A 12,754-nucleotide genomic window follows, 5' to 3' on the forward strand; every position below is an offset into this window, starting at 1 on the left:
CTACTCCAAAAGGGGTAGGTATAAAAGCCCAAGCACTACCAAATATTTGTGCAAAAAAGAAAAACGGAAAGATGAAAAAAGGCCGTCGAAACGGCCCTAAGTTTTGCGTCGATATAAGGTTATCTGACTTTGTTCAATATAATTTTTACCTCTTTAGAATTCACCGGTATCGGCTGGCCTGTAGTTCCCTCTAAATCACCGGCGGCAGGCATGATGGAACCGGCTTTGCCAAGACGTGCGGTCACGATAACTTCTTTATGTTGATCCAAAGTTCCAGCTCCCATATCCATCGGAGGCGTCATGGTGTTATCCACAGTGAAATGGGCAGGAAAATCTAACACCTTCATTTGGAACTGAGCGATCGGAGCACGACTACCGGAAGCAGGTCGGGCAGTCACATAAAGAGTAGTGTGGTCCCCCATCTTTTCAATGAGATCCGGAGAAAGCTCTACGGTGCCGGAGATACTGTGAGTAGGCTTAGCCTTCTCAACTTTGTGAGCCTCCGGAGAATGACCGTCTCCAGGCACAATAGACTGGCTCATTGCAGAGGTTCCGCCTTGCATCATCTGGCTGACCATTGGCACAGGAGAAGAGTTGTTTCCATGAGGTTTTCCAAATGGAAGAGTATCTTGAACCGGACCAACGATCTGACCCAATGAGCGAGCCTCCTGGATACTGCCCTTCACAGCTGGGACAAGATTGTCGTTTGGCGAAAGATGCTTAAGAAGTCTTTCCCAATACATTACAGCCATCCGGTAGTCACCGTGGTTGAAGTAATCCGTACCTCCCATCATCAGGGCTTTCCAATTGGTTGGATCCACAGATAAGGCTTTGTTGACAAGTTCCCACGGACGGCCGGTGAGATCTTGATTCTGGACCATTGCAATAGCATCAGCTAAATCAACCATGATGACAGGATTGCCCGGCGCTAAATGGAGTGCATGCTCAAATGCATCGGCCGCCTGAGGATATTTACGAAGAGTAAGAAGAGTTCTTCCGTACATCATCCAGCCGTTAATATCACCAGGCTCTGCATCAAGGTGCTGCTTCAACTTCAGAATAGCGGAATCCATATCATGCATTTCTCCCGTATTCTTAACCACTTGACCAGTGTTGTAATCGACGATACCTTCGTATTTACCACCGTCAAGTCTGAAATCGCCGAGAGGCTGTGTTATCAACCACATAGCGGCAGCCACAAACGGAACTAAAAGCACGAGAGCAAAAGCCGTGTAGATACCCGCTTTTCCACTGCTGTAAGAAACTTGATTGTCTACCGCGGTGTCTTCGAGAACTCTTCTTTCAAGTTCTTCTCTTCCCTCGTCGTACTCTTGTTGAGAGATAGCTCCCCGAGCCAGCTCATTTTCAAGCTCTTTAAATTGATCTCGGTAAATATCGACATTAATCTGCGGAAGACTTTCCTTTTGCTTCTTGGCTCGATTAGTACATAAAGGAACAATCAAGATCAAGAGTAAAAGGATAGTCAAAAACCCCATCCACAGGAATAAAGTAGTCATTAGACGGCTCCTTTTTTAGTGTTGCTCTTTGTACCTTTCAGCAACGCTTCAGCTCTCGCTTTTTCTTCTGCTGTCAAAGGTTTGGCTTTTTGCTGCTTTCTCTTAATTAATGTCCAGAACAAAGCAGCCAGGGCAAACACGAAGAATAAAGCCGGTCCAACCCATAAAAGCAAAGTACTTAATTTGAAGGGGGGATTGTAAAGAACGAAATCTCCGTACCTTTCAACCATAAAATCAATGATTTGCTCATTAGTCTTGCCGGCGGCAATTTGCTTAACTACCTGGTTCTTCAAGTCAATAGCTAACTCGGCATTGGAATCTGCGATTGACTGATTTTGACAAACTAAGCACCTAAGCTGGCTAGAAATTTCTGCGACTCTCTTATTTGCAACCGGATCAAGGATTGTCGGTTTAACGTCCGGAGCGGCTCCGGGGGACTGCGGCGCTTGAGCAAAACAGCTAAGAGAAATTAAAGCACAAAGTAAGAAAAGAAATTTTTTCATCATTCTGCCTTTAATTTTTTAATTAACGGATACATGGTCTTTTCCCAGACTTCGTCAGTAATCGGTCCAATCTGCTTATAGCGAATGACTCCTTTCTTATCAATGACGAACGTTTCGGGAACACCGTAGACTCCGAACTCAATACCGGTTTCACCTGTAGGATCTTTAACAGAGAAATCATAGGGGTCGCCTGTCGTTCTTAATGTCCGTACGGCGGCACCGTCCGTATCTTTATAATTCAATCCAACGATCGGAAGCACTTTCTGACCGCTTTTGCCAATCTTCACTAGATTAGGATGCTCGTACTTACAAGAACCGCACCAGGAAGACCAAACATTCATCAACCAAACCTGACCAAGCATATCTTTCTTGCTGACAACCTTTGAAGGGTCGTCAAGCCTTGGAAGAGCAAATTCAGGAGCCGGTTTATCGATAAGCGGAGAAGGAACTTCACGAGGATCCTTCCCCAGACCTACGACAAAGAAAATTACTAACGCCAGAAATAAAACCAGCGGAACGATATATTTCAATTTCATCTTTTATCTCGGTTATCTAGCGCCATATTTATCAGCATCCTTACGACGAAGAATGCGATAACGTTTATCAAACATCGCTAACAATGCACCCAGGGACATAATGATGCACCCCCACCAGATCCAAGTTACGTATGGTTTGTCGTAAGCACGAACAATCCATGCACCGTCAGCAGTTTGTGCGCCCATAGATACGTAGAGGTCTCCGGTAATGGAAGAATCAATAGAGGATTCAGTCATCGGCATTTCACTGGAGAAATACTTTCTCTTCTCAGGCGTCAGTTCGGCAACGGTCTTCTGACCCTTGGTAACGGTAAAGAAGCCTTTGTCAGCGATAAAGTTAGGTCCGCGAATTCCTGTTTCAACTTTGTCAAATTTAAAGTTGTACTCGCCGACGGAAACTTCATGACCCGGAGTCATAGTTACATCTCTTTCAAGGGAGTAAGTCATGACCATGGAAACGCCTACGATGAAGACTGCCACTCCAAGGTGAGCAACCATCATGCCCCAATAAGCTCTGCTTAAAGAGGAGAGCTTGCGGAAGAAGTTGCCGCGAATATTTCTAATGTTCTCTCGGACGCTTTCTAAGAAAGTGGTCAAAACCCAGAAAGAAAGGAAGAGACCAATGAACACCCATGTGCTCCAACCCCATAATAGCGGAACAGAAGCTCCCAGGATCGCAGAAATAATCAGACACCACAATGTTCTCTTGCCTAAGTCAGAAACACTTGCGTCTTTCCATCGAACCAGAGGTCCTATACCCATTAAGAAAATAACCGGAACCATGATTGGACCGAATACAGAATCAAAGTACGGAGGTCCTACAGAAATCTTGCCTGCATTGAGGGCATCAATAAATAGTGGATATAAAGTTCCAAGGAGAACAGCACCCATAGCAACAACGAGTAATACATTGTTGACCAGAAGCAGAGCTTCTCTGGAGAACAATTCAAATTGTCCGCCTGTCCCGACGCGAGGAGCTCTCCAGGCAAAAAGCAGCAAAGAGCCGCCGATTACGCAGACAAGAAGAGCCAAGATAAACAGGCCTCTCTGAGGATCCGTTGCGAAAGCATGGACGGAAGTCAAAACACCTGAACGAACCAGGAAGGTTCCGAGCAAGGAAAGAGAGAAGGTAATCAAGGCAAGTAGAACAGTCCAGATCTTAAAGCTTCCGCGTTTTTCAGTAACTGCCAAAGAATGAAGCAAAGCTGTACCGGTAAGCCAAGGCATAAAGGAAGCGTTTTCAACCGGATCCCAGAACCACCAGCCGCCCCAGCCCAATTCATAGTAGGCCCACCAGGAGCCAAGAGCGATGCCGAGAGTTAAGAAGATCCACGCAATGCTTGTCCATGGACGTGTCCAGCGGGCCCAGGCAGCATCTAATCTTCCTCCGATAAGAGCCGCTACCGCAAACGCAAAAGGTACCACCATTCCTACATAGCCCATGTAGAGAAGCGGCGGATGAAAAACCATTCCCGGGTCTTGAAGAAGCGGGTTTAAGTCACGGCCTTCCGAGGCTGCCGGAAACAGGCGAACAAATGGATCGCTGGTTAAAAGCATGAAAAGAGTCAGGCCGACGGAAATCAAGCCCATAACACCGATCACGCGTGCCATTACTTCCTGCGGCAAATGCTTGGAAAATAAAGCAACGCAAAGACCCCAAACTGCCAAAAGCACTGTCCACAACAGAATAGAGCCTTCATGAGAGCCCCATGTTGCGGATAACCTGTAGAACCACGGCAGAAGAGTATTGGAGTTACTTGCTACGTTAACAACAGAAAAGTCATTAACGTAGAAAGACCACATTAAGCAGCCGAAAGCAATAAGGCAGAATACAGAATTGGCAAATACTGCAGGTCTGGCCACATTAACCCAGCTTCTCACTCCCAAGGCTGTTCCCGCCAATGGCAAAATACCCTGAATCAGGGCCGCTATTAAGGCGAGAATTAACGCAAAATGTCCTATCTCTGGAATCATCCAAATCTCCGAAACTTATGACTTTGAAGCACGAGCTTTTTCATGCGCTTCCTTAACGGCTTTTTCCGCTTCAGGAGGCATGTAATTTTCATCATGCTTTGCTAAAACTTGATCTGCTTCGAAGACTCCATTCTTGAGCTTTCCTTGAGCAACTACACCCTTCCCTTCTTTGAAAAGATCAGGCAAGCTGCCTTTGTAAGCAACAGGAACTTCATGAGCTGTATCAGTAACGTAAAAATTAACGGTCAAACCATCAGACTGTCTTTGGACAGATCCTTCTTTGACGAATCCGCCGATTCTGAAAGCTCTCCCCTCAGGAGCTTCCTTAGCAACAACCTGGCTTGGCGAAAAGAAGAAGACAAGGTTGTCCTGGAATGCATTCATAACTAAACCGACAGCCGCCGCTGCGATTGCCAATCCGCCTCCAATTAAAGCTAAGCGTTTCTGTTTGGTGTTCATAGGTCTTCCTCCGCCTGATGAGCGCGTGCCTCAAGCAATAATTCTTTTGCCGCTCTTTGACGGCGTCTGCTTAAACTCACTAATTCACAAATAAAACAAAAAATGACCATCCCATAGGCGCCCCATACATATCGTCCGTAGCCGCCCATAGAAATAAAATCAGAAAAACTTCCCCACTGATCCATTACAGCTCTCCTTTCAAAGCAAGTTCCTGAGCCCACTCCTCACCTTTTTCGCGTTCCAAAATAATGGAGCGGAGACGGGCAAATGTTGCACCGAAGGTGTATAGCCAGAAGGCGGCAACCATAACGAGCAATGCAGTTAACATGATGGGATGAATGGAGGAACCTGAAGAGGTGAGAGAAGCACCTTGATGCAAAGTGTTCCACCATTGAACAGAAAAATAAACAATCGGAACGTTAATCACACCGACAATTCCGATGACAGAACAAGCTTTATCCGCCCTTCTCCAATCCGGGATGGCGTTCTGAAGCGCCAAGTAACCAAGGTAAAAGAAGAAGAGAATCAGAGCACTTGTGAGGCGTGCATCCCATACCCAGTAAGCCCCCCAGGTAGGACGACCCCAAAGAGATCCTGTCCAGAGAGCTAAAAAAGCCATCAAGGCGCCGGTAGGTGCTAATGAAGCAGCTATCATCGGCCAAAGCTTTTTCTCAGTAACTAAGCCGAGAATGCAGAAAATGGCCATCAATACGTAGAGAAGCATGGCCATCCAAGCACTGGCAACGTGAATATAAAGAATACGGTAGGAATTGCCTTGAGTTACGTCGACCGGAGCTACAAAAAAGCCTAGGTAAAAAGCTATAAGCGCAACAATAGCGGCAGAGACGAGACAAGGCACCACAAGCTTGCCGGCAAAGCGGTACATTCCCTCAGGAGTAAAGATGGAAGTTGAGGTCATAAAGAAATCTCCTATTCAGCTGCAATCCTCAATGCCGCAGCAGTTGCAATTGGCATGACGACTAAAGAGAAAAGGGTTAAGGCACCAACAATTAAAAAATAGGCGGAGGAGGATACTCCAACTGAAACAGCTTCAGCAGCGCCTGCTCCAAAGATTAGTACGGGAATATAAAGTGGAAGAACGAGTAAGGAAGTAAGGACACTTCCTCCTCTGACTCCGAGAGTCAGAGCTGCACCGACAGACCCCACCAGGCTTAGAACCGGGGTTCCGATAAACAGGGCAGTAATTAGAGCTACCGTGACCTCAGCACTTAAGTCAAACATTAAGGCGAAAACCACGGAAATTACAGTCAAAGGGATGCCGGTAGTCAACCAATGAGCAAAAACTTTCGCAATCACGATAACTGTAAGCGGCTCTCCCGATAAAAGCATCTGTTCAAGAGTTCCATCGGCAAAATCGTTAGCAAAAAGCCTCGGAAGGGAAAGAAGAGCTGCAAGCAGAGCTGCAACCCAAACCACTCCGGGAGCAATCAATCTTAATAATTGTTGATCGGGACCGATTCCCAGCGGGACTAAAGTAACGACCACAATGAAGAAAAAAACTGTATTGAGGATGTCCGACTTCTGACGAAAGGACAACGTCAGATCTCTTATCAAAACTGCTCGAAACAATCTAAACATTTTTTACCTTCTTCATTTCATGACGTCCGAGCCATACGCCACCTTTAAGAGTGATGACCTCTTTTTTATTTGCAGAAATCGGAACTTCTTGGTGTGTTGTCAAAATGACAATTCCGCCGCTATTAACATGCTCAGCAATTTGATTGGACAAATTTTCTACTGCGGCAACGTCCAGCGCTACGAAGGGTTCATCTAAAACCCACAGCTTGGCATGAGAGGAGGCATAAAGTCTTGCCAGTGCCACACGCCTTCTTTGGCCTTGTGAAAGAGCACGAGTAATTTGGTCCTCAAAACCTTCCAACCCAACCTTTTTAAGACATTCGTCCGCGTATTCAGAAGTAATCGGATGTTCTCCGATTTCACAATTGATAAGAAGATTCTCTCTCGCAGTAAGTTCATCCTTCACCCCATTAAGGTGTCCGATATAAACCAGGTCTTTCCAAAAATCTTCTTTTAGTTTTTTGATTTCCTGACCGCCCCAAAGAATCTTTCCTTCCTGTGGAGACATAAGTCCAACCAGAAGACGCAACAAACTAGTCTTACCCGTTCCATTCGGACCGGCAATTCTTACCAGAGTGCCTTCTTGGCAGGAAAAGTTAAGCTTACGAAAAAGCAACCTTTCCCCACGAATGCACTTCACATCCTTGAGTTCTAGCTGGGGGACGGTTTGAGACATAAATTGAAAAATTTAACGTTAAATTTCAGTCGGAGCTAGTTTAGGAATACGGCATTAAATAAACCTTAGGTATTACCGATCGTTTATTTCGCTAGGGAAATCACTATTAAGCGAGAGTCTGAAGATTTATTTTTTCCTCTTTCGTTTCTCAAGTTCCAAGTAGATTAAATGTAACGATATACGTTACATCAAATTTGTAAAATCACAAGTATCCATATGTTTTTATTAAAAACCCATTTTAAGCACGATTCCCTCTAAGTGTTTACATTTAAGGTTACAGTTACCCAAGAGGTTCGACGCATTGAACCTGCAATAACCCTTACTGATGGAATTGCTTCTATGACAGAAACTAACTATGAAATGATGCGGCGTCAGGGAGTTTCAAGACGGAGTTTTTTGAAATTCTGCTCTCTCACGGCTGCTTCTCTCGGATTAGGTGCTTCCGGCGCAGCTGATATCGCTCACGCTATGGAAACAAAGCCTAGAACTCCAGTTATCTGGCTTCACGGACTTGAATGCACTTGCTGTACAGAATCTTTTATTCGTTCCTACCATCCGTTGGTTAAAGATGTCATCCTCTCTATGATTTCTTTAGCATATGACGACACATTGATGGCCGCAGCAGGTGAACAAGATCACCAAGCTTTGGAAGATGTTATGAAGAAATTCGACGGCAACTATATTCTTGCTGTTGAAGGTTCTCCATGCTTGGGAGACGACGGTGTCTTCTGTATTCCGGGCGGTAAACCATTTATTGAAAAACTCCTTCACTGCGCTAAAGGAGCAAAAGCCATCATTGCTTGGGGCTCTTGCGCATCTTGGGGTTGTATCAATACGGCCAAACCAAATCCGACCCACTCAGTACCTATTACCGATGTAATCAAAGACAAACCGATTATCCGCGTACCGGGTTGTCCTCCGATTCCTGAAGTCATGACCGGTGTCATCACATACATGCTCACCTATGATCGTCTCCCGCCGGTTGACGGTCAGCTGCGTCCGAAGATGTTCTACGGTCAGAGAATTCACGATAAATGCTACAGACGAGCCCACTTTGATGCCGGTCAGTTCGTTGAAAAATTTGACGATATCGGTGCCAAGCTCGGCTACTGCCTATACAAAGTCGGCTGCAAAGGACCTATCACTTACAACTCTTGTTCTGCTATTAGATGGAACGAAGCAATTTCTTGGCCGGTTCAGTCGGGCCATCCATGCCTTGCTTGTTCAGAAGCTGATTTCTGGGATAAAGGTTCCTTCTATGCACACGAACCAACTATTCTTCCTCCAAGCTGGGGCCTTGGTATTCAAGCAACTGCCGACCGTGTGGGTCTGGCAGCTCTCGGCGTAATCGGCGCTGCAATTGCCGTCCACGTCGCTGCAAGTGCTGTTGCCAGAGCAAAGAGCAAAGAAGTTAATAAAGACATGGGAGCGAACTTATAATGGCAAACCAGAAAATTGTTGTTGACCCTATCACCCGTATTGAAGGTCACTTACGTATGCAAGCCGTCATGGACGACAACAACGTTATTGTCGATGCCATGTCTACAGGCACAATGTGGAGAGGCTTGGAAGTCATTCTTAAAGGCCGCGATCCACGTGATGCATGGGCTTTCGTAGAACGTATTTGCGGTGTATGTACCGGTATTCATGCTCTTTCTGCAGTTAGAGCCGTTGAAGATGCTCTTGGAATTAAGATTCCTAAGAATGCAAACATCATCCGCAACTTGATGAATGCTACCCTCTACTGCCAGGACCACCTTACACACTTCTATCAGCTCCACGGCTTGGACTGGATTGATGTAGTAAGCGCGCTGAATGCTGATCCGAAGAAAACCAGCGAAATCCAGGTAGCAATTTCTAATCACGCCCTTTCTTCTCCAGCGTACTTCAAAGAAATTCAAGACAGACTTAAGAAGTTTGTTGCCAGCGGCCAACTTGGTATTTTCGCAAATGCCTATTGGGGCAACCCTGCTTACAAGCTTCCGCCTGAAGTCAACCTTCTCGGTGTAACACACTACCTTGAAAGCTTGGACTATCAGCGTCAAATCGTTAAGGTTCATACAATTCTCGGCGGAAAGAACCCTCACCCGAACTATTTGGTCGGCGGAGTACCGTGCCCAATTAACATGAACGACACGGGTGCTCAAGGCACAATGGTCAACCAGATTTGGGTTAACTACATCCGCGATATCGCTAAAGACACAATCAAGTTTATTGAAGAAGTCTACTATCCGGACCTTATGGCAATGGCTCCGTTCTACAAAGACTGGTTCAAGATTGGCGGAGGTCTCTCCAACCAGAACTTGCTCTGCTACGGCGATTTCCCAAGATATGCCAACGATCTTTCTGAAAAGAGCTTGTTGATGCCTAACGGCGCCATCATCGACGGCAAACTTGATGAAATCCACCCGGTTGACCTAAAAGATCCTAACCAGATTAAAGAATTCGTTGATCACTCTTGGTATCAATATCCTCAGCCGGATGCAGGCTTGCATCCATGGGACGGTATCACTGATCCGAAGTTTGAACTCGGAGCCGGTACTGAAGGTACCAAGACAGATATTAAGTGGCTTGGTGCTGAAAGCCGTTATTCTTGGATTAAAGCTCCTCGCTGGAACGGTCACGCTATGGAAACCGGCCCATTGGCCCGTATGGTGGTTGCATACGCTAAGAAGATGCCTGAACAGACAGAATTGGTTAATGAAGCCCTTTCAAAGGCTGGCGTACCAATTCAAGCGATGTTCTCAACTCTTGGCCGTACACTGGCTCGCTGCTTAGAAGCTCGTATGATGGCTCGTGAAATGCTTCGCTGCGTTGATGAACTCGAAGCCAACATTAAGGCCGGTGACGAAGTTGCTGCCAATATGGAAAAATGGGAACCGAGCACATGGCCGCTCGAATGCAAGGGTGTTGGTCCTGCTGAAGCTCCGCGTGGTGCTCTTGGCCACTGGTGCGTCATTAAAGACGGTGTCATTGCAAACTGGCAGGCTGTTGTTCCGTCTACTTGGAATGCTTCCCCACGTGATCCGAAGGGCCAATTGGGTGCATACGAAGCCTCATTGCTCGGTACACCGGTAGCCGTCGCTACCCAGCCGCTTGAAATCTTGCGTACTATCCATAGTTTTGACCCGTGCTTGGCTTGCGCAACTCACGTACTTTCAACTGAAGGACAAGAACTCTGCAAAGTTCAAGTTCGCTAAGAAGGGGGTTTTATGAAAATCTCGAAATGGTCGTATGAAATTCTTGAAGGACCGATCGAGCCTGTATATGTCTATGAGGCCCCAGTTAGGTTTTGGCATTGGGCACAAGCGGTTGTTTTCTTTCTCTTGTGTATCACCGGTTTCTTAATCGGCTGGCCTCCGATCCCCAACTATGCGGATACATGGAGCACATATTTCTTCGGACATATTATCCTGATCCACTTAGTATGCGGCATGCTGTTTGCTGCCCTTCTTGCCTACCGTATCTACTGGGCATTTGTGGGCAACAAATACTCAAGAATGATCTTCATTCTGCCCTTCTGGGACATTATGTGGCTCAAAGGCATCTTCGGCTGCGCTGCTTATTATCTCTTCTTGAATAAGCATCCAAAAGAATATGTCGGACACAATCCTTTGGCTCAAACCGCAATGTGCTTAATGTACATTCTCGGCAGTGTTCTCATCATCATTACCGGGTTTGGTCTTTATGCTCAGCAATGGGGTTGGGATACAGGTTGGATGACATACTTCGGTTGGGTTACTGAATTGCTTGGCGGCCCGCAGCCGGTAAGAACCTTCCATCATTTGCTGATGTACTACATCCTTATCTTCCTCTGCGCTCACTTATACATGAGCTTCCGTGAAGATATCATGGGCGGCGGTACTCAGGTATCCACAATTATCAACGGCATCCGCTACTTCAAGGAACCTCAGTTCCCGGACGCGGAGATCGAAAGAACTTACTCCGGTAAGTAATTTCTAAGCGTTGTATAAGATGGCTGCAGAATTACGGAATAAGGGATTCGGGAGAGAGGCCAAATTGTCAGACCTCTCCTTCCTGAAGTCCTGCAGAAGTGCTCCTCACCCGGGAACCTTCCTAGATTCCAGATTTCTGCAGCCCCTTTCTATTTCGCAGGCTCACCTTGCGAGGGCCTTAGGCGTCTCAAGAAGAAGAGTTAATGAACTAGTCGTAGGAAAACGCTCAATAACTCCTTCTACCGCTATAAAGCTTGCCCGCTTCTTTAATACGGATCCCGAATTTTGGCTTACGCTGCAAATGCACTGGGATCTATATCAGGAACTGGAAAAGGAAAAGCGACAAAGCCTTTCACCCCAATAAGAAGCTCGTCTCTGACGAGTTTTGTTGTTTTTATATCGTCCATTTCAGTTCTTCTTATATAACTTTTTCATATTACTTTTAGTTAATTCCTCTACCTATACAAAAAATTCAATCGACTCGCTATTTAAGTGCCAATCATTAGTATTTCCACTTACTTTTACCGTATAATCATTTGGATAAGTAAGTGTAACTACGAAGGTTACTAATAGCGTATGACAAAAGAAATTCCAACTTTAATCCTTGGGATCGGAAACATTCTTTGGGCTGACGAAGGCTTTGGCGTAAGAGCTGTTGAAGAGTTCCATAAAAGGTACGCGGTGCTTGATCCGGCAGATAAAGTTATCGACGGAGGCACTCTCGGAATGTATCTGTTCGATGACATTTGCAGATGCGACAAGCTCTTAGTTTTTGACTGCTGTGATTTTCACGGGGAACCCGGTGAATTAAGAGTTCTCCACGATGAAGAGATTTCAATCTGGATATCAACCAAACTCTCCCCACACCAAGACGGTATGAACGACTTATTGGCAGCTGCTCATCTACGCCTGTCTGCGCCGAACCAAATCGTCGTTGTTGGCTTCCAGCCTGTGCTTCTTGATGATTACGGCGGGTCTTTATCCAATGAAGCCAAGAAACAGCTCGGGCCCGCTGTTGAGGCTGCTTTTAAAGAATTAAAAAACTGGGGCGTACCCTTAAGAGAAAGAACTCCGAACGAATCTTACGAGCCTCTGAATGAGAACTCGGCCTTGAACATGGAAAGGTACGAAGCAGAAAGACCTTCTCAAGAAGAGGCTGATCGTACGGGTGACAGAAGATACGCCTTTATCCGCACTAACGAGGCATAACCTATGTGTATCGGAATACCAATGATCGTCAAGGAGCTTCCGGATGAAGGCGTGGCCATCTGTGAAGGCAGAGGCCAGCGGGAAAAAATCGACATAATGATGGTTGGCCCGCTTGAACCCGGAACTTGGATCCTGGCATGGAACGGAACGGCAATGGACGTTCTTACGGAAGAGCGAGCCGCCCAAGTAAACAAAGCGTTAGATTCTCTGGAGAACGCGATGAACGGGACTCTTGATCCAAATACTGAAGATGCATTTGCCGACATCACTGCCAACACCGGACGCCTTCCTCCGCATCTGGCTGCCCAATTAAAAAAGAGGTAAT

At 46.2% G+C, this 12,754-nt stretch carries 15 protein-coding genes; 6 read left to right on the plus strand and 9 right to left on the minus strand.

The window, feature by feature from the left end:
- Positions 1-119: 119 nt before the first annotated feature.
- The 9 genes from ccmI to ccmA are packed head-to-tail and all read right to left on the minus strand — an operon-like array spanning position 120 to position 7,264.
- Complete coding sequence (ccmI, locus tag ACYQ4O_RS07595) at positions 120-1,517, minus strand: c-type cytochrome biogenesis protein CcmI (RefSeq protein ID WP_308513363.1); 1,398 nt, start codon at positions 1,515-1,517, stop codon at positions 120-122.
- On the minus strand, positions 1,517-2,020 hold the full coding sequence (locus tag ACYQ4O_RS07600) for a cytochrome c-type biogenesis protein (RefSeq protein WP_423837336.1): 504 nt from the start codon (positions 2,018-2,020) through the stop codon (positions 1,517-1,519). Before ACYQ4O_RS07600 ends, ccmI begins: the two co-directional genes overlap by 1 nt.
- Complete coding sequence (locus ACYQ4O_RS07605; protein ID WP_308513362.1) at positions 2,020-2,556, minus strand: DsbE family thiol:disulfide interchange protein; 537 nt, start codon at positions 2,554-2,556, stop codon at positions 2,020-2,022. Before ACYQ4O_RS07605 ends, ACYQ4O_RS07600 begins: the two co-directional genes overlap by 1 nt.
- Positions 2,557-2,568: 12 nt before the next feature.
- Complete coding sequence (locus ACYQ4O_RS07610; RefSeq protein WP_308513361.1) at positions 2,569-4,530, minus strand: heme lyase CcmF/NrfE family subunit; 1,962 nt, start codon at positions 4,528-4,530, stop codon at positions 2,569-2,571.
- Between the two features lie 15 nt (positions 4,531-4,545).
- The gene (gene ccmE / locus ACYQ4O_RS07615) at positions 4,546-4,989 is read right to left on the minus strand and encodes a cytochrome c maturation protein CcmE (protein WP_066593346.1); all 444 of its coding nucleotides are present in this window, start codon (positions 4,987-4,989) and stop codon (positions 4,546-4,548) included.
- Positions 4,986-5,174 carry a heme exporter protein CcmD gene (ccmD, locus tag ACYQ4O_RS07620; RefSeq protein ID WP_066593348.1) on the minus strand — a complete coding sequence of 63 codons (189 nt, stop codon included), beginning with the start codon at positions 5,172-5,174 and terminating at the stop codon, positions 4,986-4,988. Before ccmD ends, ccmE begins: the two co-directional genes overlap by 4 nt.
- A complete protein-coding gene (ccmC, locus tag ACYQ4O_RS07625; protein ID WP_308513360.1) occupies positions 5,174-5,908 on the minus strand; it encodes a heme ABC transporter permease CcmC in 735 nt (244 codons plus the stop codon). The genes ccmD and ccmC overlap by 1 nt, the downstream gene beginning before the upstream one ends.
- Positions 5,909-5,919: 11 nt before the next feature.
- Entirely contained in the window at positions 5,920-6,588 is a 669-nt protein-coding gene (gene ccmB, locus ACYQ4O_RS07630) for a heme exporter protein CcmB (RefSeq protein WP_460175240.1), read from the minus strand.
- Complete coding sequence (ccmA, locus tag ACYQ4O_RS07635; protein WP_308513358.1) at positions 6,581-7,264, minus strand: cytochrome c biogenesis heme-transporting ATPase CcmA; 684 nt, start codon at positions 7,262-7,264, stop codon at positions 6,581-6,583. The genes ccmB and ccmA overlap by 8 nt, the downstream gene beginning before the upstream one ends.
- 339 nt (positions 7,265-7,603) lie before the next feature.
- Here ccmA and ACYQ4O_RS07640 point away from each other — a divergent pair, with 339 nt between their 5' ends.
- From ACYQ4O_RS07640 to ACYQ4O_RS07665, 6 genes are all read left to right on the plus strand, one after another.
- A complete protein-coding gene (locus ACYQ4O_RS07640; RefSeq protein WP_308513357.1) occupies positions 7,604-8,704 on the plus strand; it encodes a hydrogenase small subunit in 1,101 nt (366 codons plus the stop codon).
- Complete coding sequence (locus ACYQ4O_RS07645) at positions 8,704-10,464, plus strand: nickel-dependent hydrogenase large subunit (protein ID WP_460175241.1); 1,761 nt, start codon at positions 8,704-8,706, stop codon at positions 10,462-10,464. The genes ACYQ4O_RS07640 and ACYQ4O_RS07645 overlap by 1 nt, the downstream gene beginning before the upstream one ends.
- Before the next feature lie 12 nt (positions 10,465-10,476).
- Positions 10,477-11,220: a Ni/Fe-hydrogenase, b-type cytochrome subunit gene (gene cybH / locus ACYQ4O_RS07650; RefSeq protein WP_308513355.1), complete on the plus strand. Its 744-nt coding sequence runs from the start codon at positions 10,477-10,479 to the stop codon at positions 11,218-11,220.
- 64 nt (positions 11,221-11,284) lie between these two features.
- Positions 11,285-11,584, plus strand: a complete 300-nt coding sequence (locus ACYQ4O_RS07655) for a HigA family addiction module antitoxin (protein ID WP_460175242.1) — start codon at positions 11,285-11,287, stop codon at positions 11,582-11,584.
- A gap of 212 nt (positions 11,585-11,796) precedes the next feature.
- On the plus strand, positions 11,797-12,429 hold the full coding sequence (locus ACYQ4O_RS07660; protein WP_460175243.1) for a HyaD/HybD family hydrogenase maturation endopeptidase: 633 nt from the start codon (positions 11,797-11,799) through the stop codon (positions 12,427-12,429).
- 3 nt (positions 12,430-12,432) lie between these two features.
- Complete coding sequence (locus ACYQ4O_RS07665) at positions 12,433-12,753, plus strand: HypC/HybG/HupF family hydrogenase formation chaperone (protein WP_308513353.1); 321 nt, start codon at positions 12,433-12,435, stop codon at positions 12,751-12,753.
- Position 12,754: the final 1 nt, after the last annotated feature.

It is taken from the genome of Turicimonas sp. TL08 (assembly GCF_054660695.1).